Consider the following 23937-nt stretch of genomic DNA (forward strand, 5'->3'; position numbering starts at 1 on the left):
CCGAGCTCGTACAGGTTCGGTCGGGAGCCCGATCCCTCGTGTGCTGTCGGCTGCCGGCCGTCCCTGTTCGTGCCCTGTGGCCGCTGCCTCAGCCTGCGGCCCGCTCTGCCGCGCTGCGCTCCACGCAGAACTCGTTGCCCTCCGGGTCCGCGAGGACCGCCCATCCGGTGCCGTCTGGCCGACGGCGGTCGTCGACCAGTGTGGCGCCGAGCGCGAGCAGACGCTCGACCTCTTCCTCACGGGTGCGGTCCTGCGGCTGGAGGTCGAAATGAATGCGGTTCTTCCGGCTCTTGGCCTCCGGGACGGTGACGAAGAGCATGCCCACTCCCTCGATCAACGCCTCCTCGTCGCCCGGCTTGTCGTCCTCGTGGAGCGGCTGGCCGAACACCTCGGACCAGAAGCTGCCCAGGGCGTAGGCATCGGAGCTGTCGATCGTCACGTGACGGAGTGCAGAAGTCATACGCGGATTCTTCTGTACTGCGTTCCCGCGGGCAACGGAGATTCCGCCTCCGCCGGCCCACACCCATCGAGGCGCGCCGACCGAGCCACGTCCACCGGACCGGCTCACTTCCGGTCTCACCCTGGCCACATCCGCGACATCCGCCACACCGGTTCCGTCCGTGCCCACCCGGCACGGCAACCCTTTCCTGCCCAGCGGCGACCACCGGCCATGACAACTGCACGACGCACGACGCGCCACCGCCGTATGCGCGCGGCCCGCAAGTTCCAGAGCACGGACAAGGTGGTGGGCACCCGCATCGCGGGCGACCTCGCGGTCTTCAAGGACGGTACGCTGACCTGGGCGTACGCCCCCGTGGCCCCGTCCTACGCAAAGCCGCTCACCGGGGCTTCACCGACCACGACGACGTTGCGGATTGCGCGTCTGAAGCCGTGAAGCGGAAATGGCGTTCCGAACCTGCCGGCCGGCGGACGCAGAGGTCGTACACGCCGTGAACGCTGTCGGTCTCCACCCTCTGCACCTCCACGGACACCAGTTCCCGCAGAGGCAGGGGGTGCGGCTCGGCCGTGAGGCGGGCCAGCGCGACGAAGAGCGTCGCAGGGCCTTCGCCCAGCACACCCGACAGGGGGGACGTGCCCGCCAGCCCGTGCACGGGCACCAGCTCGGCCCGCTCGTCCCCGCCTTCCACCGGTGCCCAACCCGTGACGTGCACTTCCGCTCCCGGCTCCGCGCCGGCCACCAGGTGGGCCCGCACCTCCACCGCGCCCTCGGCCACCACCAGACTGGTCACTTCGGCCCCGGAGCTCAGCACGTACCGGGAGGCCGCCCAGCCCTCTCCCACGCCGAGCGGGACGATGCCCTCGCGACGCGGGTCGCCGCCGACCATGACGATGTTGTCCGGTGGCGCGTCCAGCGGCCGTGTGACCGTGGAGTACGCGAACCGTGTGTAGTAGGGGTCGTAGCGGACGTCCTCGCTGCCGTGGTTGTGCAGGCGGACCAGGCCGTCCGAACTCGTCGACTGCAGAAGCCAGTTGGGAGCAGCGATAGGGACAACCGCATTCTCCCGTTCCACCGGTCCCGGCTCCTCCGTCGCCGTCCACACCTCGTGTTCCGGTGGAAGCAACAACCCGAGGAAGCCCTTGCTCGCCCAGTAGGGAGAGGCCGGTCCCGAGTAGCCCTGGAGAACCGACTCGTCGGGGCCGTGCCAGCCGAGGGTCAGCAGACCGCGTTCGTCGACCGCGCCGCGCTCCAGGAAGTACTTCAGCGCACCCGAGGCCAGGCGCCGGGTCTCGCCGGAGGGGAGCGGGGTGTGACCGGTCAGGGCGCCCAGCCACAGGGGGGCGGTGGTGGCGAAACGGTAGGTGAGGGAACGGCCCTGGTGCAGGGGGGCACCGTCACCACCGAACAGGCGTGCGTAGTCGTCGAGATGGGCCCTGAGCCGGCCGCCGTACAGGGTGAGCAGCTCGGCGTCGTCGGCCAGCCAGGCGTGCAGGACCGGGTAGAGGTGCATCGCCCAGCCGTTGTAGTAGTCGAAGGCACGGCCGGCGCCGTCGCTGTACCAGCCGTCGGCGACATACCACTGCTCGATGCGTTCCAGCCCGCGGTCGATCGCCTTGCGGGAGGCCTCCGGCTCATGACCGACGGACTCCAGGAAGCCGCCTACCGTTACCGGGAACAACTCCCAGTTGCAGGGCCAGGCCTCGGCGGTCAGCGCGTCTGCGAGCCAGGCCGCGGCGCGCTGTCGGACACCGTCGTCGAGGCGGTCCCAGAGCAGCGGGCGGGTCAGTCGCAGCGCGAGGGCGATCGACGCGGCCTCGACGAGGGGCTGACCGCGGTCCTCGATCCGGGGCCAGACGCCGCTGACACCGGCCGCGAGACCGGTTGCGTAATGCTCCAGCGCCGTCTCGTCACGGCGGAAGGCCGCCAGCAGCAACGTGCGGGCGTACCCTTCCAGGCCGTCGGACAGGTGGCCCGACCAGCTCTCCCGGTCGCCGGGAAAGTGGTAGAGAGCGCGATCCTCGGTGGCGTACGGCTCCACTGCGGCGAGCAGCGCGTCGGCGGCGGCCTCCCAGTGGGCGCGGGTGTAGCCGGTGCGGGGGCTGCGGGCGAGGTCGGGCGGGGGCAGGTGCATCTGCTGTTTCTTTCCTTCGCGGCCGGTGCGGAGCCTGGTGATGCCAGGACCTGGGGGCGTCCCGGTTCCGGTCGGGGCGCCCCCAGGCGTTCATCCCACCCGCACGGTGCCCCTCGGCACCAGATGCTGGGCGAAGAGTTCGTCGCGGACGAGGCCCGCGTAAACCGTTGCTCCGTGCACGGAGGTGTGCGTGTTGTCGCGTTTCTCGTTGTAGAGGTAGAGCGCCTTGGAGCCCTCGACGCCCAGGGACTCCACCAGCGCCTTGGTCTTGGCGGTGAGATCGATCAGCGGGACCTCCCGGGCGGCGGCGACCGAGCGGATCACCGCCGGGTGGTCGACGCCAAGTCCGTTGACGAGCAGGGCGGTTCCGTTGTTCAGCGTGCCGTCGGCATTGAACCACCGGCGCACGATGGGAGTCACCAGGACCGGCCGACCACCCTTCTCCCTCACTCCCGCCACCAGTGTCTCGAGATTCGCTCGGTAGGTCGCCTCGTCCGTCGTCTTGTCGTTGTGGGCGAGTTGGACCAGGACGAGGTCGCCGGGACGGATCAACGGCTGAACCGTGGCCCAGAGCAGCGGGTTCCCCAGATAGGTGACCGTACTCTCCCCGGAATCCGCATAGTTGGCGACCGAGACTCCCCTGCGCAGATACTGCGGCAACTGCTGGCCCCACCCGGTGTACGGGTCCCCCGGCTGGTCGCAGACAGTGGAGTCACCGACGAGGAAGACCTGCCGCGCGTGCCGGGCCGGGGTGACCCTGATGTCGGCCAGGGCCGGCGCCGAGCCCCCTACCGCCAGGTCCAGACCGGCGGTTCCGGCCGCACCCGTCGGCTCACCCTCAGGGGTTCGGACGTCCACCGTGAAGCTGCGGACCACCCGTTCGCCGGCGGGAGCGACGGTCTCGGGGAGCAGGGCGCGCCGGGTCTCTCCGCTGATGCCGGTACTCGACTCGGCGTCACCACCGAGGACGACTTCGACGTCGTAGGTTCCGGGCGGGACTTCGAAGTGGCACGCGGTTGCGGTGCAGTTGTCGATGCCGAGGGGTGCGCGACCGCCGTGCGCCTGAGCGGCGGGTACCGCGGTCAGACCGGCGGTCAGGGTCAGCGCCGCCAGCACGGCAATGTTGAAACGTCTCACTTGCGGCTCCTCCGTCACGGCAACAGGGGCTGGCGGCTGGACCGTATCGCCTCTGGCAAGCGCTTTCTAGACCCGGGACCGATTTCACGAGATTGCCAACCTCCAGCGAGCGAAAGCCCTTTCGCGAAATCGATTCAACTGTCACTCTCTCAGGCACCCGCACCCCCACACCTCCCGAAGGAGGCACCCCCATGTCCGGATCCGAGAACCACCGGCCGATCCGACGCCGCACCTTCGTCATCGGCACCGCGGCCACAGCAGGCTCGGCCGCCCTGGCCGGGCCGCTCGCCGCACCGGCCGCCGCAGCAGCCTTCGGCTACACCGACGACGGCTCGAACTACGTCGTCGACACCGGCGCCAACCTGGTCTTCAAGGTCAGCAAATCCACCGGCGACCTGACCTCGCTGACCTACAGGGGAACCGAGTACCAGGGCTACGGCGGCATGAACTCGCACATCGAGTCGGGCCTCGGAAGCTCCACCGTGACGATCAGGCAGTCCGGCTCGACGATCCTGATCTCGGTCACGCACGGCACGCTGAAGCACTACTACGCGGCCCGAAGCGGCGAGAACAACGTCTACCTGTGGACCAACAAAGCGGACACATCCGTTTCGGCAACCCGTTACATCGTGCGCGTCAAGGCGGGCCTGTTCCTCAACGACGAGCCCGACTCCTACACGTTCACGACCAGCACCATCGAGGCCTCCGACGTCTTCGCGAAGTCCGACGGCCAGACCCGCTCCAAGCACTACTCCAAGCTGCGCGTCATCGACTACAACTACATCGGCTGGACGACCGGCAGCGTCGGTCTCTGGATCGTGCGCAGCAACCACGAGAAGGCCTCGGGCGGCCCCTTCTACCGCTCCCTCCTGCGCCACCAGAGCGCCGACGGCGGCGGCCTGTACGAGATCCTGTACTACGGCCAGAACCAGACCGAGGAACAGCGCTTCGGCCTCCAGGGCCCCTACGTCATCGCCTTCACCGACGGCGGCGCCCCCTCCTCGTCACTGTTTCCGGGCACCCTGACCACCTCGTGGGCGGATTCGCTCGGCATCTCCGGCTACGTCGCGGCGAGCGGCCGGGGCAGGGTCGCGGGAGTCGGCATCACGGGACGCAACACGGCGCACCCGTACACGGTCGGACTGGCCAACTCGGCCGCGCAGTACTGGGGTTCGGCACGATCGTCCGACGGCTACTTCTCGATCACCGGGGTCCTCCCAGGGACGTACACGCTGACCGTCCACAAGAGCGAACTGGCTGTATACAGTACGCAGGTGACCGTATCCGCGGGCGGGACGACCACCCTCAACTCGATCGCGATCCCGTCCACGAACGACCCGGGCAACGCGAGCGCGATCTGGCGGATCAACGACTGGACCGGCACGCCGAGCGGCTTCAAGAACGCCGACCTGATGACGTACGCGCACCCTTCGGACGTCCGGGCCGCCGCCTGGACCGGCAATGTGGTGATCGGCAGCGGCAGCGAGACCTCGGCGTTCCCCTGCTACATCTGGAAGGACGTCAACAGCGGTCTGCTCGTGTACTTCAAGCTCACCGCGGCCCAGGCCGCCGCCGCGCACACCCTGCGCATCGGCGTGACGACGGCCTACGCCAACGGCCGGCCGCAGGTCGTCGTGAACGACACCTGGACCTCGGCCATCCCCTCCCCACCCACCCAGCCGAGCACCCGGTCCCTGACCAACGGGTCCTACCGGGGCAACAACCACACGTTCACCTACAGCGTTCCGGCGAGCGCATGGCTCACGGACACCAGCCAGTACAACGTGCTGAAGATCAACGTGGTGAGCGGTTCGGGGACGACCTCCTACCTCAGCGCGGGCACGTCGATCGACGCGATCGACCTTCTCGCCTGACGCAGATCAGGTTCCGCGCGTCCACTGCTGGTTGGTTCCTCCGTTGCACGTGTAGGTGATGAGGGCGGCGGAGTTGGCGGTGGACGCGCCGTTCACGTCCAGGCACTCACCGCTCGCACGGGACTTGACGTTGACGTAGCTGCCGGAAGTCGTCAGCGACCACTGCTGACCGGTGGCTGCCGTGTCGCAGTTCTCCTGGCTGACGGAGCTCGCGTTCTCCTGAACGCACAGAGAACTGTTTCTGACGACCAACTGGTAGTAACCGCTTCCAACGGACTTGAACCAGTACTTCTGGTTGTTGCCGCCGTTGCAGTCGTACTGCTTGATCTGGGCACCCGCCCAGAGGGACTGACTCGTGACATCCGCGCACCTGCCGCTGTGCCGGGCGATGAGCGTGTTGTACGTGGCGCTCGTTCCGGTAACCGTGCCGGCCGCCGTGTCGACGGTGACCTCGGGTGACCAGGACATCGACAGCGAGGTGGTCGTGGGGAAGGTCAGCGGCAGCCAGACGTAACGGGAGTCGTTGACGGTCCCGCCGAAGGAGTTGCCCCAGCGGTCGCCCAGGTAGAGGTACGAGGTCCCCGAAGTGCCCTGGACGGGCAGCACGTATGCGGTCTGCGAGCCGTAAGCCGTCGAGTCGCCGACGTTCGTCATGGCCGACCAGGGACCGGCGAGTGAGGTCGCCGTGGCGTACTGCTGCTGGTTGGGGCTCCAGCCGGTCGCGCCGGAGGTGAGCATGAAGTAGACGCCGCCCCGCTTGAACAGCGCCGGCGCCTCGCGATGGCCGCCGTGCCAGGGGTCGGCGACCAGGCTTGCGATACCGGTGTAGTCGGCGGTGAGCCGATAGATCTGGAGGTCGTAGTTCTCGCGTGCGGCCGAGATCATGTATCCGGCGCCGTCGCTGTCCACGAAGACCGTGATGTCACGGGACATGTGCTGGTCGAGCGGATGGAAGCTGCCCTGCCAGGTGTAGTTTCCGTCGACGGTGTCCGAGACGGCGACGGCCGCTCGGGCCTCGCTGTAATCGGTTCCGTTCTCCTTGTGCATCCACATCACGAACTTGCCGGTGGATGCGTTGTACATGACCTTCGGGCGTTCGATGTTGGCGCTGGCCAACTCGGAGTCGCTCGACTGGGTCAGGACGTGGTTGCGGAACTCCCAGTTCTTCAGGTCCGTGGAGCGGTAGGCGTCCACGTACCGGAAGGTGTTGTCGGCGTTGCGGTTCTCGCCGAACCAGTAGTAGTAGGAGCCGACTTTGAGAACGCCGCCGCCGTGGGCATGTACGGGACTGCCGGAACTGTCGGTGAACTGCGTGCCGTTGGCGATCGTCACGGACGCCGCCTGGGCGGGTCCCGCGGTCGCGAGAGCGCCCATCAGTACGAGACAGAGGGCGAGCAGGGTCGTGTACGCACGTCTCATCTCACGCACTCTCCTTCACGGTGTCGGCGACGGGGACGCCGAAGTCGGGGGTGCCGTCCGGGTGCGGGCCGAATGCGTGGATCCGGGTGTGTCGGCCGGGGTCGTTCGACGGAGCGCGGTCGCGGTGAAGTACCGCGTTGACCAACTGAATTGATGTCACATCAGGTTCATGGATTACCCATGAAGGAGAGGGGGAGTCGCCGTACTCCGTTCCTCGCGGGAGGAGTCGGGGTGCGCCTGGGGCGGCGCGGCGGGAGACGAGCGGATCGGGGCGCACGTGGCTACCTCTCGAGAGAGGGGCGTTCGGAACTCCGAACGGCATGTGGAATGACGAACGCCGAAAAGGTAAGGGCGCGTTACGGGCAGGTCAACGGGTCGGACGGGACTTGACGGAAAGCCCTTTCCGGAAGTTTCCGGCGGGAAGGTGGATTTCCGGGTGGGACGAGCCTCCACCGGCACCCGGTAGAGCAAGTTTCTGTTATCCGTGTCGCGCCGACACGTCTCCGATACGTGCGCAGCCCTCTCCACACCTCAGCAGCGGTAGTCGGTGCCCTCGCGACCGTCGCCGCCCTCTTGGCCACCGCTCCCCCGGCCGTGGCAGCCGACGCCCGGGACGTCACCGCCGACGTTCTCGCGAACCGGGACGTGACGCTCGCCGGCGACACCGTGGTCACCGTGCCCTCCGGGACGACAACCTACGACGGCGTTTTCCGCGGCCGGGGAACACTTACCGTGCGCGGCGGCGGAACGCTGGTCCTGAGCAAGGACAGCGACTTCACGTTGCCCAAGGCGCGCCAGCGACAGGTGGTACGCACACAGGGCGGAAACCATCCCTACACCACGGTCGGCAACCCCGACCCGCCCGCGATCACGGTGGAGCGTGGGGCGACCCTCCAGTACGGCACCGGCGGCGGCACTGGGCTGATCGGGCACTTCCCCTACGACACTCCCGGCTACCGGCTCAATCAGCTCAACGTCCGCGTCGACGGCACGCTCCGGCTCTCGCTGACCCGCACGTTCAACATCGGTACGATCAGCGGCTCCGGCCTCGTCACCCAGCCCCGCAGCATGTGGGGCACCCTCGACCTGGCGGGCACCCACCCGTTCTCCGGGGTCATCGACAACGGCACCGGGATGGCGGTCGGCCGCCCCGAGTACCCGGTGTCGCTGCCCAACGCCCGCGCGATCCTCAACCAGGGCTCCTGGATCATCGACACCCCGCTCCGCCAGACGATCACGCTGCGGCAGGACTTCTATCAGCGGGAGTACGGCAGCGACGTCAACGTCCACTCGCGACCCGGCAGCAAGGTCGTCCTCACCGGGCAGTACAGCTACAGCGACCAGGGCGGCGACGCCCATCCCTCGCTCAGCGACCCGGACATCAACTGGCGTTCCATCGCACACCAGTTGAACAAACGCGGCACCAACATCGAGGGCGCCGACGTGCAGTGGGGCGACGGCACCACGCACAAGATCTTCATGCCGGGAACAAAGGACACCGTTTACATCAACCTGCACGAGGCCGGCGGACGGCGGTCCCTGCTGACCTTCGACTACGACGGGCCGGTCACCTTGGGTGCGCCGATCGGCGGCGGCGAATACCACGACACCCTGGCCGTGCCCGGCGCCGGTGACGTCGTCATCGCCGGGACCAAGGGCAACGACGTGACCTTCGCGGCCGCGCAGTACTACGACGGTTCGACGACCGTGCGAGAAGGGGCGGTCCTGCGCCTGGGGTCGGCGCAGGGAGACGGTTCTCTGCTCACCGGTACCGACCGGCGCCGGATCGTGAACGACGGCTCTCTCATCGTGCGCAACGCGAAGACCGCGATCTCCCTTTCACGGCTCGGCGGCAGCGGCTCGCTCGTCCAGTCCGGAGCGGCTTCGACGACCCTCACGGGCGCCGCGGTGACGTACACCGGAACTACGACGGTCGAACGGGGAACCCTGGCGCTCAGGGGCGGGGCGACCCTCGCCAACAGCAGGGCCGTCCGGCTGACGTCGACGGGAGCGCGGCTGGACACCGGCGGCTCGGCACTGCGGGTGACGAGCGCGCTCAGCGGCAAAGGCACCGTGAACGGCGCCGTGACGAACGAGGGTGTGGTCAAGGGCGGGCTGACCGTGACCGGCGCCTATACGCAGAACGACAAAGGACAACTGGTCCTGGCGGACAAACCCCTGAAGGTGGGCGGCAAGGTCACCCTGAGCGGTGGGCTCGACCTGTCCGCGGCAGGAACGGCGACCGCGACACCGGGGGCCGACAGCGGTTACGGCAAACCCTCGACCGCGACCGGAACGGGTAGCGCTTCCGGCAAAGATTCCCCCACAGCCGGCAACACCTCCGCCCGGGAGATCACCGTGCTGAACCACACCGGGAACACCCCCACGACCGGCACCTTCGACCAGCTGCGCGAGGGAGCCGAGGTGAAGCTCGCAGACACCGTTTACCGGATCAGTTACAAGGGCGGGGACGGCAACGACGTCGTCCTCACAGCAACAGCCGTGAGCCCTTCGGCGAGCTCGCACGGACAGGCCTCGTCGGGGTCCGTGGCAGCCGAGACGCGCAGTGCGAGCGCGGCCGAGAGCGGCGCGTTCGGCTGGTGGCCGTACGTGCTGGCAGCCGGGTTGCTCGGCGGGTTGCTGGTCCCCGCGACCAAGCGCACGCGGGTCGGCGGGCGCCGCCGTGGTGGACGGCACTCGGCGCACGGGCGATGAGCCGGCGCGTGTCACCCGGGCCCGGAGGAAGTGAGCGAGGACCTGGCCGCCTTCGCGCATCCCATATCGTGGTCACTCTGTTCATTCACCGGGCGGACCCGACCGTCTGCCGTCCGTTCGACTAGCGTCGTGACATGACCAGCGACATCCCTGCTCCCCCCGCCGAGACCTCCCTCCCCACGGCTCTCGCCGCCGGAGCCGTCGTCCTTGACGGCGGTATGTCCAACCAGCTGGAGTCCGCCGGGCACGACCTGAGTGACGAACTCTGGTCGGCACGGCTGCTCGCCGAGCAGCCCGAGGCGATCACTGAGGCGCACCTCGCCTATTTCGAGGCGGGCGCGAACGTGGCGATCACCTCCAGCTACCAGGCCACGTTCGAGGGCTTCGCCGAGCACGGCATCGACCACGACGAGGCTGCCCGGCTGCTGGCACTGAGCGTGGAACTGGCCCAGGAGGCCGCCCGGCAGGCCCGGAACAAGGGCCTCACCCATCCGTTGTGGGTGGCTGCTTCGGTGGGGCCGTACGGAGCGATGCTCGCGGACGGCTCTGAATACCGCGGCCGCTACGGGCTGAGCATCGCGGAACTGGAACGTTTCCACCGTCCCCGGCTGGAGGTCCTGGCCGCCGCGGCGCCCGACGTGCTGGCGCTGGAAACGGTTCCCGACGCCGATGAGGCCGAGGCGCTGTTGCGTGCGGTACGCGGGCTCGGCGTGCCGGCCTGGCTGTCGTACTCGATCGCCGGCGACCGTACCCGTGCGGGGCAGCCGCTGGACGAGGCGTTCGCCCTGGCCGCCGACACGGACGAGGTGATCGCGGTCGGGGTGAACTGCTGCGCCCCGGAAGACGTCGAAGCCGCCGTGACGACCGCGGCTCGGGTGACGGGCAAGCCGGTCGTGGTCTACCCCAACAGCGGCGAGGTGTGGGACGCGGAAGCCCGCGCCTGGAACGGCACATCCACGTTCACCGCCGAACAGGTCCTGGGTTGGCGGGAGTCGGGGGCGCGTCTGATCGGCGGCTGCTGCCGGGTCGGTCCGGAGGCGGTCGCATCCATCGCCCGGGCACTGACCTCCGCATAGACGCCTGACCTCCCGCCCACCGCTGCTGGCCTCCGCTCGGGCAAAGCGGTTGCTGCCGGATTTCTTCCGGGCGCGCACGTGACGACGGGAAGACCGCGGACGCGGCACGCAGCCCGATCCGGGATGATGGCGGCCCGAGCGGGGGTGCTCGCGTCGACCGTGTCGCGGGTGCTCGGCGGCGTGTGGCACTGGCACTGGCACTGGCACTGGCACTGGCACTGGCACTGGCACTGGCACTGGCAGGGTGGCTCCGGTTCCGAGGCGGCAGGGGAAACGCCCAGGCTTTCGAGGACCTACGTAGCCCGGCGGTCAGCGTCCCCTGGTTCCCCCGGCCCGACGCAGTCGGCGCACCACGGACTTGAGCTCCGGGCCGCGCAGGGTCCTGCCCAGCAGCGGGTCCGGCGCCGCTCTCTCGTCCACGGGTTGTCCGGGCTCAGCGGCCACTGCCTCCACGGTCCACAGAGCCAGCTCGCGATCGCGCGGACCGTATGCGGTATACGACATACCGTCGACCTTCTGCGTAATGCCGTCCTCCCCGCACCGCCCGCTGTCCGCCTCGCCGAAGATCCGCACGGGATGCGGCGGACCCCAGGCCTCCCAGCCGGGGTCACCCGTAGCCACGAACCGTGTCCACGCCCCGTGCATCGCGTCGGCGAGTTCCTGCGGCGCGCCGCCCCCGGCGAGTTTCGCGGACTCGGCCGTCTCGCCGGTGTCGAAGACGAATCCGAGCTCGAGGGCATGGCAGGCGCCGAGGCCGGGCTTCAGCGAGGGCCAGGCGAACTCGTACACATACGACGCCCCGGGACGGGCCTCGGCCAGCCGTTGCAGGGGGCCGCGCAGCAGGTTGTCGGTGACCATCTGGCCGACGATCTCGGCGGTGCCGGCCTCGGGGTGCAGGACGCGGTAACCGCGCGGCACCTCGTGGCCGCAGTGACAGCGGGCCATGGCACCGGCGAGGGCGACGGGACCCAGCCGGTCGACGCGCTCCATCAGACCGCCCGGGACCAGCCACAGCCGGTACTCGTCGCGAGTCCAGCCCAGGAGCAGGTCGACGCCGGGGGCCGCGTCCCCGTCCACGAGTGCCTGCAGGGGGTCGCGCGGCACGAGGTCACCGTCGACGACGATGCCGAAGGCGGGCCCGCCCAGGACGGGGCTGCTGAGCCTGCCGACCTCCGCCTGGGTACGCAACAGCAGTTCCCGGTCGACGGCGCCGAAGGCCTCGGCGGTGGCGGGGATCTTCAGCCGGGTCGCTATACGGCGGACCATGCGCCGGACCTTGTCACGTTCGAAGGCCTCCGGTGATCCACTCTGGAGGATGGCCCGCCGGAACAGGCCCTGTGCCTGCGGGGCCGCGATCAGGGCTCCGGTGCTGATGGCTCCTGCGGACTGTCCCGCCAGGGTGACCCTGTCGGGGTCACCGCCGAAGGCCCTGATCGAACGATGCACCCATTCCAGCGCGGCAAGCTGATCACGCAGGCCGGGGTTTGCGGGGGCGTCCGGGAACAGTCCGTAGCCTTCCACCCCCAGTCGGTAGTTGATGGAGACGAAAACGATTCCATCGCGGGCGAAGTTCCGTCCGTCGTACACCGGCACGGCCGAGGATCCCCTGGTCAGGGCGCCACCGTGCAGCCAGACGAGGACGGGAAGCCGGGCTGCGGGGTCGGGCTCGGGTGTCCAGACGTTGAGGTTGAGGCAGTCGTCGCCCGCCACGACGGGGTCGGACAGGTACTGGGCGAAGGCCTCGGAGTACGGCGGTTTCGGCGGTGTTGCGCCGAAGGCGCCCGCGTCGCGTACCCCGTCCCAGGGCTCGGGCGGCACCGGCGGCCGGAACCTGCGGGCGTCGAAGGGGGGTGCCGCGTACGGGATCCCGCGGAAAGCGGCGATACCGCTCTCGTACCTCCCGCGTACGGCCCCGTAGGGGGTCGTGACGACGGGATCGGGGTCGGGGTCCGCATGGGCCTCGGCCCGTGGGTCCCTCTGGTCTGCTGCCATCTGCTCACCAGCCCTTCGCCGCGCTCGCGCACCGGTATGACCAGAGCACCACAACGGCGCGCGGTATTCCGGTGCACGAGCCTGCGGCAGGGCTATTTGGCGTACATCAGGGTGCCGAAACCGAGCTGGTCGTAGCCGCCGCTGGTGGATCCGTAGTCCCCGCCGCCGCCCTCGGGGGCGACGGAGAAGCACATCTGGGAGACGTACTTGTCGTCCAGGGACAGACGTCGGTTGTAGTGGTAGTGGAGCAGCGCCCACACCGGACGGACCTGCCCGCGCGAGGAGGCGGAGATGGCGGCCTGAGAGTTCTGCGCACAGTTCTGCCCGCTGCCCCAGGTGTAGGTGGTGAAGGGCACGTCGTTGCCGAGGTTGTATTTGGCGACGTACTGGGCGGCTTTCAGGAACCGCTTGCTGTCGTAGGAGTAGAGGTCGTCGCCCTGGTTCCAGGCCATCTCGCAGATCGCACCCATCTGCCCCATGCCCATCACGGTGTGCCCCTGATCGCGTCCTGACTCCTGCCACTGGCCGAGGTCGTAGCCCTCCGCGTCGGTGTACAGGTACGGAACGGCGTGCGCGACGGAACCGTTTCCGGCGCCGGACTTGGCGTAGGCGACGGCTTGGTCGTACTTGACGGAGTCCTCGTTGAGGATGCCGATTGCCAGGATGGAGGCGGTGTTGCAGAGGTCCCAGTTGGCCCAGTAGTTCGTGATGCAGGCATCGTTGTGGTTGGTCAGGAAACTGTTGTTCAGCGGGTAGAAAACGTTGGCCATCATCTCCTGGAAGGCGGCGAGGTAGAAGCCGTCGTACCCCCGCATCAGTTCTGCCGCGTTGGCGAACTGCCAGCCGTAGAGGCCGGCGGCGAGGAATCGGTCGGCATTTCCGGTGACCGAAGTGAGCTTCGTGGCCCAGGCGTTGAGGATGCGCGCTGCACACTGCGCGTTGGCTTCGGTGCCGCCGACCCGCCAGCGCAGCGCGTTCTGATAGGCGGCGGCTATGTCGTTGTAGAGCAGGCTGTAGTTCTCGCCTGTGCCGCCGCGGATGATCGTCGCTGTAGCCCTGGGCGACCAGCCGGCCTGGGAGTGGGAGTTGGCGGTCAGCCTCTTCCAGCCGGAGAGCCAGGGATCGGTGCCTGCGGCGACCCTGACCTTCGCGCGATTGATGTCCCCGGCGTTGTGCAGCATGCCGGGGTGGGTGAAGGTGGCCGGCGCCGCGTCCGCCGTGGGGGCGTCGGTGACACTCGCGCCCAGGGCCAGCGCGGCGGTGAGACCGCCGGCGGACTTCAGTAGTCCGCGGCGGCTCACATGGTGGTTGTCATGGTGGTGGGGGGATGTGCGGCTCATGGGTTGCGGCTCCCATCGTGGCGGATCCGTGGGGGATCCCGGGTCGGCTATGCCGAGGTGGCGATCACCTCGCTGAACCGTGCGGTGCCGAGGGCCAGCGGGCTACGGGAGCAGACCACCAGGCCCACGTGGTAGGGGGCGTCACCGAAGCCGGGGATCGAGCCCTCGGCCAGGGCGCTCCAGGTGACGCCGTCGTCGACGGAGACAGAGGCGGTGAACGCGGTTCCCGTGCGTTTCAGCCGCAGGAGGAGAGGGAGTCGGACGTCGATCGCGCCGGAGAATCCGGAGGCGCCGGCCACCGTGGGGCGCAGCATGAGCTGGGCGGTCGTGCCGCCGGTGACGATCAGACCGGCCGCTTGGTCGAACGGCGACAGGGACTTGGCCATCAGAAGACCGACCCGGTCGATGGCCGCCCCCTCGCGGGAGAGCAGGCGTGCGGTGATCTCGCCGTCCCCGGACATGGGGCGCCGGACGAACTGACCTGTCATCCCTTGTGAGTTGACGTTGAGATCGACACCCGAACCGCGTACGACGAAGGTCCCGCTGTCGTACGCCGTGTCGCCGGGTGTGAGGACGGCCACGGCACCGAGGGTTCCGTAGTCCCGCCGATCGAGAACCACGTCACCGAGGTCGCCGTACGTCCAGGGGGACGGAAGTGGCTCGGCTTCGACACGTATCGTCCTGGCGGCGGTCACGGAGAGGGCCGGCGCGACAGCGCTGCTCGGGCGCGAACGGGGGCCTTGACCTGCGGAGTTGGTCTTGGAAACGACGTAGTGGTAGGTCGTCCCAGAGGTGCCGCTCGCGTCGGTGTAGCGGATGCGGGTGCCGAATCCGATCGGACCGACCGCGGTGGCGATCGCCCGATAGGGGCCCTGTGCGCGTGGTGCGCGCAGCACTGTGTAGCGGGCGGAGAGGTCGGAGTCGCTCCACGTCAGCCGGACGCCGTCGGAGGTGGTGGCGGCGCTCAGGTCGGCGGTGGTGCGGGTGGGACGGGGCGTGCACCAGACGTCCCCGCTCGCCCCGGTGACACTGACGTTGTCGAAGGCGCCGGTGCCGGTCTCGGCATACTGCTCTTCCACTCCGAGGGAGGAGGTGAGAGCGAAGCCGGCGTATGCAATGTGCGGCATATCGTGGACTTCGGTCGTACCGACTACGGTCCACCGCATACCGTCTGCCGAAATGGAGCCTGTGCAACGTCGCCCTTTCCGGGTCACCCGCACCCAGTAGGGCGCCCGCAAGCGGTATCCGTCACCCGCGCCTTCGACGTAGGGAGCCTCGATCGGCGTGGCGGACTCCGGCAGTACGCCGAGGTCGGAGATCGGGAACGAGGCCTTGCTGGTGATCGCCTCCTGCTGCGACGGGGGTACGGGTGTACTCCCGGTCGCCGAGACGGGCAACCCGGCACTCGGCCGTACGGTCCACACGCCGCTCCACGTGTGCAGCGGCAGCCCCTGGATCAGCATCGAGGCGTGCGCCGCGTCCGCGTCCAGGGAGGCGCGGACGGTGACACCGATCTTGGAGTACTGAGAGCTGAGCGGCCACACGATCCGGGCGGTGACCGCGCCGTCGCCTCGCAGTGGGAGGTGCACGAGGCGGTAGGAACCGGCGTCGCCGGACGCCTCCAGCAGGAACCGCTCGCCGTCGAAAGCGGCCGAACCCCCGATCGCCACAGCGCCGACGTCGGTCGTCGACCAGGGCCCGGGAAGCCCGGCGGCAGCCGGGACAACGATCGACCTTCCGCTGCATCCAAGCGAGTTGGCTGCAGCGACCGCGTAGTGGTAGGTGCGTCCAGCGCGGACGCCGGTCCCGGTGTCGGTGTACGTAGGCTTTCGGACGTCGGTCGCGATCCGCTCAAAGGGGCCTTCGGGGGCAGTGCCGCGCAGGACCGTATAGCTGGTCGCCGAGGCGGACGGCAGCCAGGAGACCGTGACGGCCCGCTCCTCCCCCGCGGCCGTGACACCGGCCGGAGACGCTGGGACGGTCGGGGCAGGCGCGGTGGCACCCGCGTAGGTGAAGGTTCCCCAGCCGGGCAGGTCGTCGTTACTGCCCTCGACGACTCGTGCGTCGCCGGTACCGCGGAAGACCGCCGCCCGCGTGTAGGGGGTTTCCAGGCCTCGGACTCCGGCGTAGTGCGCGTGGTACATCTCGTAGATCGGAGGCAGGGTGCCGCGTCCGGTCGCCGAAACCGTTTGCTTGATGTACTTGCCCGTGCGGTCGAGGTCGGGGGTGAAGGGGACTTCGCCGCCGAGGTTGTAGTGGGCGGTGTACTCGGCCCCGGCGAGAATGCGGTTGCTGTCATAGCTCCACAGATCGACACCTTGGTTCCACGCGACCTGGGCGGCATCGCCCATGAGGCCCACAGCGAGTTGTTCATGGCCCTGGTCGCGACCGCTCTCCTGCCCCTGCCCGGTCGCCGCGACGATGCGGTGGGCCACGCTGCCGTTTCCGACGCCGGCCGCAGCAAACCGTAGAGCGTCCTCGAAAAGGGTGCGCTGCTCGCAGAACACGCCTATGGCCAGGATGGACTGAATGGCCGTCAGGTCCCAGTTGCCGTTGGCGTAGAGCATGTATCCGGAGACTGCCGGATACCAGACGTCCAGAAGGGACTCCTCGCAGCGGGAGATGTCCGAGTGGGCCCATCCGTCGTAGCCGGTATGGCGCAGCAGTTCGGCCGCATTGGCGAACTTGAATACCTGGAGGCCGGCGCCGAGTGGTCCGTCGGCTCCCGTGATCATCGTCAGAGAGGCTGACCAGGCGTTGAGGATGTCGCGGGCCTTGTCGGCGTGCGCGCGCACTCCGGTGACAGCCCACAGCAGGGCGTTCTGGTAGGCGGCCGCCGAGTCGGCGACGGCCTGGTTCATGAAGTTGGCGGGGCCGCGACCCCAGGAGGTGACCTGGCCGGCGTTCTGGACGGTGTATGCAGACTGCGATCGACTGTGTGCAGCGAGCGCGAGATACCCGTCGTAGACAGGTGACTGTCTACCGTCGACTGCGGACCTCATGCGCGCCAGATCGGCAGCGCTGTGCAGCAGACCGGGGTGGGTGAAGGCGAACGCGGATCCGTCACCTGCCGACCCCTCGGTCGCCGCCCTGGCCTCCGGCACGCACCGGGTGTTCATGCCCGAGGCGAGCAGCAAAGCCGTGGACGACCTCAGCAGGCCGCGTCGGCTGATGTCGCTCACTGCGCGGCCACCTCTGCCTCTGCGGTGGTGAGGAACTTGAGGTCCACCACATGCTCGTTGCAGAACCACTGCATGGCGTCGGTGGTGTAGTACCAACTGGGCTTCTTCATCGAGTCGGCGATGACCTGCCCGTTGATCACCAGGTTCTCGAAGGTGACGTTCTTGATGGCGTGCTCGGCGTCGTAGCCGAGGAACAGTGATGGGTTGGCGTGGGTGCCGCGATAACTGAGGTTCTTGATGTAGACGTCTTCGATGCCGCGGCCGACCGAGGTGTTGTACTTCGTGTTGTACATGATCCGCATGTGGATGACCTGACCCCAGCGGAAATCCTCTATCCGTACGTCCTCGATGCGGACGTTCTTGATGAGGTTGGAGTCACCGGGGTTGAGGGCGATGCAGCCCTGGTATCCCATCTGCGGCTCACGGTGGTCGAGGATGTCGAGGTTCTTGATGACGAGATTCTCGATCACCTCCGGGGCATCGGTGTTGCCGTGGGTGCCGACGTTGATGGGGTGGGCTACGTCGGCCCAGAGAGTGCAGTTCTGGATGGTGATGTCGCGGGTGTCGCCGTAGTAGTTCCAACGGTGGGCGTAGATGGCGAAGCAGTCGTCCGAGTTGCGCATGTAGCATCCGTCGAAGACGATCCCGGTCGAGGAGAAGACGTCGAAACCGTCTCCATTTCCTTTCGAGCTGAACGAACGCGCCTTCTTGACGTGGACGTTCTCGCTTTCGCCGAACGTGCCCGCGTAGCCGTTGGGATTCATGATGATGACGTCCTGGACGCGGATGTTCTTGCTGCCTTCGCAGAGGATCCCGCCGGGGCCGGCGTAGAGCATGCCGTGGCCGGTGAGAGCGGCCTTCTCGACGTCTTTGAAGAAGATCTGGGCGGTCAGGACGGCGCCACCGGCAAGGTAAACGGTCTTACCGCTGGGCACGGTGAGGACGTTGCCGGTGACCGTGTGGACGCCGGGGCCGAAGTAGATCACGTCGGGGTCGTCGGCGCAGGGCGGGTGCGGGTCGATGTGGTTGGTGATGACGTGCAGGCAGTCGAAGATCTCGTCATTGATCTGAACGACGATGTCGCGCGGCTCGTCGAGGGTGAACCGGAGGGTGTCTCCCAGGAGTTCGGGCGTGATGCCCAGCGCGTCCGGCCGCACTCTCGCCTTGGTCGCTCCGCCCTTGAGGTAGGTGACTTCCAGCTCCACGGAACCACGGAAGTCGAAGTACACCATCGAGGTGTTGTAGACCTTTCCGGAGCCGGTGGTGGCGTTGATCTCCTCCAGCTGAGGCCGGTAGATGTCGAGTGTCTGCCACTCGCCGTCGGGGGCGGTGCGCACGCGCACCTTGAAGCTGGTGTTGGTCGGCAGAGCGGCCGGCCGAGGATACGTGAGCAATGTGGAAGCGGAGTTGTTGTCGTCCGCGTGAGCGGCTGTGGCCATGAAACCGCTGGACAGGCCGGCGGCGAGGACGGTGGCGCCGGCCGCCTGGAGGGCGGTGCGACGGGACAGGGGCGCGTTCATGCATGACTCCTTGCAACGGTCGGTAAGGGGTTGCTTCGAGACGCTGAACGTCCGACCACTTGAGGCCGGACGTCGCCACCCCGGCGACGAAGCCGCGCTGAGCGACGAGGAAGACCAGCAGAATGGGCGTGATCAGCTTGGTGATGTCGCATCTGACGGTGGCGATCTTGACCCCGATGTCCTTCTGGGCCTGTTTGATCAGTTCCGGGGATATGTCGTCGGGCTTGACCATCAGCGTGACGGTCTCGCCCGGTCCGCTGACTCCGCTCGACACCTGCACCGCACACCCTTTGAGCACCGCCGTACCGATCCCCGAGCCGCCGACGACGAGGGCGAGGAAGCGTCTGCGGCTGGGAGGAGTACCGGCGTGGGAGCGCATGGGGCCTCGGCTTCCTTTTCGGGAGGGCGCGAGCGTTGCGGACTCGGTGGACGCGAGCGCCACGGTCGCGAGAGGTGGCGTAGTAACAAGTAGGAACCGGTTGCTACGACCGAGTGGCCAGAGCTTCTTCCGCTCCCGGTAGCCCGTCAAGGGGCCCCGCAGACTTTCGAAAACTCTGTGCGCGGCCCGCCTACCATCCTGCGCTCGAACCGTTGACACGTCGGCCCGCTTACCACATCGCCTTGACCTGTGCAGATCGAAGAGATCGCCCCGAGGAAAGCCTCGGCACAAGTCGACCGGCGCGTGCCGCCGCCGCCATCGGCCCCCGTGCGTGGCTCTCGACGAGACCGCGACAACCGGTTGTGGATCCACCCGTCTTCCACACGGAGACCCATGCGGGCACTCACACCCCTCGCGCTCCATGTACTCACCGGTCGGAAACAGGTTTCACCGGCCCTCACGTCCGACGAGGCCGATCCCCATCACCACCTCAACAACCGCTCTGAGATGGCCATTTGCTCACCGGCCGAGCGAAAGGCTTTGGCCCCGGTGATCGTCCGACTGATTGACCATGTCTCTGGCCAGATCTACGGTAGAAGGCGCTTTCAGAAAACGTTTCCCGCGCACCTCAGGAGAGTCATGCCCAGCGCCCAGCTGCCCAGGGCCGTGTTCGCCATGGATCCGGTGCACCTTCCCCTGCTGTTTCCCTCGCCGCTCGTGACCCGGCTACAGCAGTCGGCCGAGATCGACCCGGCGCTCGTCGTCAGGGATTTCACCGATCCCGCCGCGTCGTCGGCGCTGGCCGGCGCCGAGATCCTGATCACTGGCTGGGGTTGTCCCCGCCTCGACCCGGACATCCTCGATGCGACCCCTCGGCTCCGTACGGTCCTGCACGCCGCGGGTTCGGTGCGCTCCCTGGTCGGAGAGGCCCTGTGGAGCCGGGGGGTGACTGTCTCCAGCGCGGTGACCGGCAACGCCGTCCCGGTCGCCGAGTACACACTCGCGATGATCCTGCTCGCCGGAAAGGACGCCTTCGTCCACCGTGAGCGCTTCCGGCGCACCCACGCCCAGCCGACCCCCGCCGAGACCGCGACCACCGGCAACCTCGGCCGTCGGGTCGGGGTCATCGGCGCCTCGCGTGTGGGGCGCCGCCTCCTGGAACTGCTGCGCCCTTTCGACTTCGAGGTCCTCCTGCACGACCCGTACGTGGACGCGGCGGAGGCCGTAGAACTCGGCGCACAGCTGCTCTCTCTGGAAGATCTCCTGCGGCACAGCGACATCGTCAGCCTGCATGCGCCCGACATCCCCGAGACCCGCCACATGCTCGACCGGGCCCGTCTCGCCCTGATCCGTGACGGCGGCGTCCTGATCAACACCTCTCGAGGCGCCCTCGTCGACCACTCCGCCCTCACCGACGAGTTGGTCTCCGGTCGACTGCACGCGGTCCTGGACGTCACCGAGCCCGAACCGCTGCCCGCGGGCTCTCCTCTCTATCGGTTGCCCAACGTGTTTCTCACCCCGCACATCGCCGGCTCCCTCGGAAACGAGCTGGAAAGGCTCGGCCGCATCGTTGTCGAGGAGCTGGAACGTTTGGCCGACGGACTGCCTCTCGCCCACGAAGTACGCCACGCCGACCTGGCCCGGGTGGCGTGATGCGCAGGTCCGCCCCGTTGCCGACGTCTCCGGCCATGGCGATGGCCGGGGTTATCCACAGGCCGGTCCACGTGGCGGACCCTTGGGATACGGTTCCGGCACCGACGGGGGGCCGGGCCCCTGCCGTGCTGATCAGGCAACGGCGAGGTCCGCGACCGTGGCCTCCATGGCGCCCTCGTCGGCGCCCACGAACAGTGAAGGAGCCGCAACGTGAGTCAGCGCAGGACGACGGGTGACGCCGGCCGGGCGACCATACGGGATGTGGCGGAACGCGCGGGTGTGTCCGTGGCAAGCGTTTCCCGCGTGTTGTCGGGCAACTACCCGGTCTCCGAGGAACTGCGGCGCCGCGTGATGAAGGTGGTCCGCGACCTGGACTACGTCACCAACGCGCACGCCCGATCCCTGGCCGGTGGTGGTACTCCGACGGTGGCGATACTGATCAACAACATCACCGGCGCCGCGTTCGCCCACGTGGCGAAGGGTGTCGAGGGTGCGGCCACCCTGCGCGGCTGGCTGTCGATCGTCGGCACCACGGGCGACGACCCCGAACGCGAACTCGCCCTCGTCAACCTGATGCGCCAGCAGGGCGCCGACGCCGTGGTCCTGCTCGGCGGCGCCTACGACTACGACGAGTACCAGCTGCGAATGGCCCGGTTCGCCCGTTCTCTGGACGCGGCCGGCTCGCATCTGGTCCTGGTCGGCAGGCCACCGCTGGAGGGAGACGTCCCGGCCACGACGATCGACTACGACAACGAGTCCGGCGCCTACGCCATGGCCAGCCATCTGCTCTCGGCCGGTCACCGGCGGGTCCTGGTCCTGCCCGGCCCCGCTGAACTCACCACAGCCCAGGGCAGGTTGAAGGGCGCACGCCGAGCCTTCGAGGCATACGGGGTGCCGTTCGACCAAGGACTGGTGCGGCACGGTCCGTACGACGACGAGCACGGGTACGCCGCGGTGCAGGCGGCTCTCCACGAGACGCCGGACTTCACCGCCGTGCTCGCCGGCACCGACATCGTCGCCGCGGGAGCCATGCAGGCGCTGCGCGGGGCAGGTCTGCGGGTGCCGGACGACGTGTCGATCACGGGTTACGACGACATCCCCCTGGCGTCCCAGCTCACCCCCCAACTGACCACGGTCCATGTCCCTTACGAGGAAATGGGCCGGGTCGCCCTGCGCGCGGTGGCCGACCGTCGGCAGGGCCCCGGGGGCGGCGCCCGACGCAAGAGCGGAGACGCCGAGCACCTTGTCCTGGGCACCCATGTCGTCGTACGGGACTCGGTGCGGCCTCCGAAGCGGCAACGCTGAGCCGCAGCGTCGACAGAGACATGGTGCGTACAGCCAAGGGCGATTCGGCCTGATCGACCCCGCTCTTCGATCAGTTTTCGTAAACGTTTACTCCGTATCATCGCTGGTGTGCGGGGCTCTCCGGGAGCTCCGCCCCAGACCTCGGGACAGCGCAGAGAACCGCCCCTGAGCTGCTCCTTTGCAGGTCGCCACAGGCTCTCTCCGCTGTACGGCACGACGTTCTGCCGCGCCGTACCGGTGCAATATTTTCCTGCACGCCCCTTGATACGGCCTAAACCATCGGCCTACCGTCGCAGCAACCGGTTTCTACAACTTCTGCTACGCCGACGTCGTCCGGCTTCCAGCCGCCGTTCCCGGCCAGTACCGAGCCGCTGTTCTCTCGTTCCGAGACGCCTACTTTTCGAAGGATCACGGTCAGATGAACTCCACCAGCCCCCGGAGAAGGTTCGCCCGCGCCACCGTGGCGGGTATCGCGCTGACAGGTCTGCTCTCCGCCTGCGGCGGGTCGGGCGACGGGAACTCCTCGGCGTCCGGCCCGGTCACCCTTCCCTTCTGGGGCTGGGCCAACGGGCAGGAGGCGGTCGTCAACGCGTTCAACGCATCCCACAAGGACATCCAGCTGAAGTACACCAAGGTGACTGACCAGTTGACCATGCAGAAGCAGCTGACCAACGCGGTCAAGGCGGGCAACGCGCCCTGCCTCGTTCAGAACACCGCTGAATACGTGACCAGTTGGGTGTCGCAGGGCGCGCTCGCCGACATCACGAAGTACGTCGAGCCGAGCAAGGAGAAGTTCAACGCCGGTTCCTGGGCGGTCGGACAGGTGCAGGGCAAGGCCTACGGAGTGCCGACCAGTTCGGCGCCCGCCTTCACCATCTACCGCACGGACCTCTTCGCCAGGTACGGCCTGAAGGCACCCACCACCTGGGACGACTTCATAGCCGCCGGCAAGAAGCTGAAGGAGCACGACGTCAAGATCACCAACTATGCCGGCGAGGACCCCAGCACCCTCGAGGTGCTCGCCATGCAGGCCGGCGCCCACTGGTACGCGATCGACGGAAACTCCTGGAAGGTGAATTTCCAGGACGAGGGCACCCTCAAGGCAGCGAAGGTGATCCAGGAGATCGTCGACAACGACCTCAACTCCACGCTTTCCTTCGCCGATTACGCCGCCGTCCAGCGCAACTACGACAACGGCGGCACCGCGACCCGTCAGATCTCCACCTGGCAGATGGCCGGCATGGTGCAGAACTTCACCAAGTCCTTCGGCAAGTGGGCGCTCTCGCCCTGGCCCACGTTCGCCGGCGGGGCGGCCAAGACTCCCGCGGGCACCAACCAGAGCGGCGGTCTGACCCTGGTGACCAAGCAGTGCGAGAGCCCGCAGCAGGCAGCCGAGGCGGCGCTGTGGATGTCCACCGACACCGGTGCGGTCAAGACCATGGCGAGCCCGACCACGGGCAACGGTGTGATGCCGGCGCTGGCCGACAGCGACGTCTATGTCGGCGCGGCGATCTCCGACAAGTTGCTCGGCACGAACTACGAACCCGCCCAGCAGATCGTGAAAGACAGCCTGAACACGGTGACGACCGACTGGACCTTCGGCCCGGACTGGACGGCGATGTTCACCGAGATGCAGGCCGGCTGGGCCAAGGTCGTCAACAAGGACCAGAAGGTCACCGACCTGCTGGCGCATATGCAGGAATGGACGGTCAACGACCTGAAGTCCCGCGGTATCAGCGTCGAGGGCTGAGGCG

The 23937-nt window shown here is 68.1% G+C and carries 14 protein-coding genes and 1 pseudogene; 6 read left to right on the forward strand and 9 right to left on the reverse strand.

Going from position 1 to position 23937, the window contains the following annotated elements:
* Window positions 1-88: 88 nt before the first annotated feature.
* The 3 genes from OHU34_RS09950 to OHU34_RS09960 form a co-directional block, all read right to left on the reverse strand.
* Window positions 89-460 (reverse strand): VOC family protein, encoded by a 372-nt coding sequence (locus tag OHU34_RS09950; protein WP_160160015.1) that lies wholly within the window; start codon window positions 458-460, stop codon window positions 89-91.
* A gap of 379 nt (window positions 461-839) precedes the next feature.
* Window positions 840-2591, reverse strand: a complete 1752-nt coding sequence (locus tag OHU34_RS09955) for a DUF2264 domain-containing protein (RefSeq protein WP_405765891.1) — start codon at window positions 2589-2591, stop codon at window positions 840-842.
* Window positions 2592-2681: 90 nt separating this feature from the next.
* A complete protein-coding gene (locus OHU34_RS09960) occupies window positions 2682-3728 on the reverse strand; it encodes a rhamnogalacturonan acetylesterase (protein ID WP_405765893.1) in 1047 nt (348 codons plus the stop codon).
* Between the two features lie 191 nt (window positions 3729-3919).
* On the opposite strand from OHU34_RS09960, the gene OHU34_RS09965 reads away from it, so the two are divergent.
* Window positions 3920-5602: a rhamnogalacturonan lyase B N-terminal domain-containing protein gene (locus OHU34_RS09965; protein ID WP_142266741.1), complete on the forward strand. Its 1683-nt coding sequence runs from the start codon at window positions 3920-3922 to the stop codon at window positions 5600-5602.
* Window positions 5603-5608: 6 nt separating this feature from the next.
* On the opposite strand, the gene OHU34_RS09970 is transcribed toward OHU34_RS09965, so the two are convergent.
* Window positions 5609-7021 carry an RICIN domain-containing protein gene (locus OHU34_RS09970; RefSeq protein WP_405765895.1) on the reverse strand — a complete coding sequence of 471 codons (1413 nt, stop codon included), beginning with the start codon at window positions 7019-7021 and terminating at the stop codon, window positions 5609-5611.
* A 1-nt stretch (window position 7022) separates the two neighbouring features.
* Window positions 7023-7133 (reverse strand): annotated as a pseudogene (locus OHU34_RS09975) (alpha-N-arabinofuranosidase); the annotation flags it as partial.
* A gap of 398 nt (window positions 7134-7531) precedes the next feature.
* Between OHU34_RS09975 and OHU34_RS09980 the strand changes: the two are divergent.
* Window positions 7532-9736: an autotransporter gene (locus OHU34_RS09980; RefSeq protein ID WP_405765897.1), complete on the forward strand. Its 2205-nt coding sequence runs from the start codon at window positions 7532-7534 to the stop codon at window positions 9734-9736.
* Window positions 9737-9870: 134 nt separating this feature from the next.
* Entirely contained in the window at window positions 9871-10812 is a 942-nt protein-coding gene (gene mmuM, locus OHU34_RS09985) for a homocysteine S-methyltransferase (protein ID WP_405765899.1), read from the forward strand.
* Between the two features lie 309 nt (window positions 10813-11121).
* Here mmuM and OHU34_RS09990 read toward each other — a convergent pair whose 3' ends face one another.
* The 4 genes from OHU34_RS09990 to OHU34_RS10005 all read right to left on the reverse strand — a co-directional run bounded on the left by OHU34_RS09990 (window position 11122) and on the right by OHU34_RS10005 (window position 18846).
* Entirely contained in the window at window positions 11122-12804 is a 1683-nt protein-coding gene (locus tag OHU34_RS09990) for a carboxylesterase/lipase family protein (protein WP_405765902.1), read from the reverse strand.
* 92 nt (window positions 12805-12896) lie between these two features.
* Window positions 12897-14144: an alginate lyase family protein gene (locus tag OHU34_RS09995; RefSeq protein WP_405765905.1), complete on the reverse strand. Its 1248-nt coding sequence runs from the start codon at window positions 14142-14144 to the stop codon at window positions 12897-12899.
* Window positions 14145-14191: 47 nt separating this feature from the next.
* On the reverse strand, window positions 14192-17326 hold the full coding sequence (locus OHU34_RS10000) for an alginate lyase family protein (RefSeq protein WP_405765907.1): 3135 nt from the start codon (window positions 17324-17326) through the stop codon (window positions 14192-14194).
* Complete coding sequence (locus OHU34_RS10005; protein WP_142266734.1) at window positions 17323-18846, reverse strand: glycosyl hydrolase family 28 protein; 1524 nt, start codon at window positions 18844-18846, stop codon at window positions 17323-17325. Before OHU34_RS10005 ends, OHU34_RS10000 begins: the two co-directional genes overlap by 4 nt.
* A gap of 1018 nt (window positions 18847-19864) precedes the next feature.
* Here OHU34_RS10005 and OHU34_RS10010 point away from each other — a divergent pair.
* The 3 genes from OHU34_RS10010 to OHU34_RS10020 all read left to right on the forward strand — a co-directional run bounded on the left by OHU34_RS10010 (window position 19865) and on the right by OHU34_RS10020 (window position 23933).
* Window positions 19865-20878, forward strand: coding sequence for a hydroxyacid dehydrogenase (locus OHU34_RS10010; RefSeq protein WP_230194333.1), 1014 nt, complete (start codon window positions 19865-19867; stop codon window positions 20876-20878).
* A gap of 210 nt (window positions 20879-21088) precedes the next feature.
* Window positions 21089-22183: a LacI family DNA-binding transcriptional regulator gene (locus tag OHU34_RS10015; RefSeq protein ID WP_142266733.1), complete on the forward strand. Its 1095-nt coding sequence runs from the start codon at window positions 21089-21091 to the stop codon at window positions 22181-22183.
* A gap of 418 nt (window positions 22184-22601) precedes the next feature.
* On the forward strand, window positions 22602-23933 hold the full coding sequence (locus OHU34_RS10020) for an ABC transporter substrate-binding protein (RefSeq protein WP_405765910.1): 1332 nt from the start codon (window positions 22602-22604) through the stop codon (window positions 23931-23933).
* Window positions 23934-23937: the final 4 nt, after the last annotated feature.

It is taken from the genome of Streptomyces sp. NBC_00080 (assembly GCF_045041255.1).
In the GTDB taxonomy this organism is placed as follows: domain Bacteria; phylum Actinomycetota; class Actinomycetes; order Streptomycetales; family Streptomycetaceae; genus Streptomyces; species Streptomyces coriariae.

Coding starts and splice junctions, on each gene's coding strand:
- OHU34_RS09965 (WP_142266741.1), top strand. CDS start 3,920: ATGTCCGGATCCGAGAACCACCGGCCGATCCGACGCCGCACCTTCGTC.
- OHU34_RS09990 (WP_405765902.1), bottom strand. CDS start 12,804: ATGGCAGCAGACCAGAGGGACCCACGGGCCGAGGCCCATGCGGACCCC.
- OHU34_RS10010 (WP_230194333.1), top strand. CDS start 19,865: ATGCCCAGCGCCCAGCTGCCCAGGGCCGTGTTCGCCATGGATCCGGTG.
- mmuM (WP_405765899.1), top strand. CDS start 9,871: ATGACCAGCGACATCCCTGCTCCCCCCGCCGAGACCTCCCTCCCCACG.
- OHU34_RS09955 (WP_405765891.1), bottom strand. CDS start 2,591: ATGCACCTGCCCCCGCCCGACCTCGCCCGCAGCCCCCGCACCGGCTAC.
- OHU34_RS09950 (WP_160160015.1), bottom strand. CDS start 460: ATGACTTCTGCACTCCGTCACGTGACGATCGACAGCTCCGATGCCTAC.
- OHU34_RS09970 (WP_405765895.1), bottom strand. CDS start 7,021: ATGAGACGTGCGTACACGACCCTGCTCGCCCTCTGTCTCGTACTGATG.
- OHU34_RS09995 (WP_405765905.1), bottom strand. CDS start 14,144: ATGAGCCGCACATCCCCCCACCACCATGACAACCACCATGTGAGCCGC.
- OHU34_RS10020 (WP_405765910.1), top strand. CDS start 22,602: ATGAACTCCACCAGCCCCCGGAGAAGGTTCGCCCGCGCCACCGTGGCG.
- OHU34_RS10005 (WP_142266734.1), bottom strand. CDS start 18,846: ATGAACGCGCCCCTGTCCCGTCGCACCGCCCTCCAGGCGGCCGGCGCC.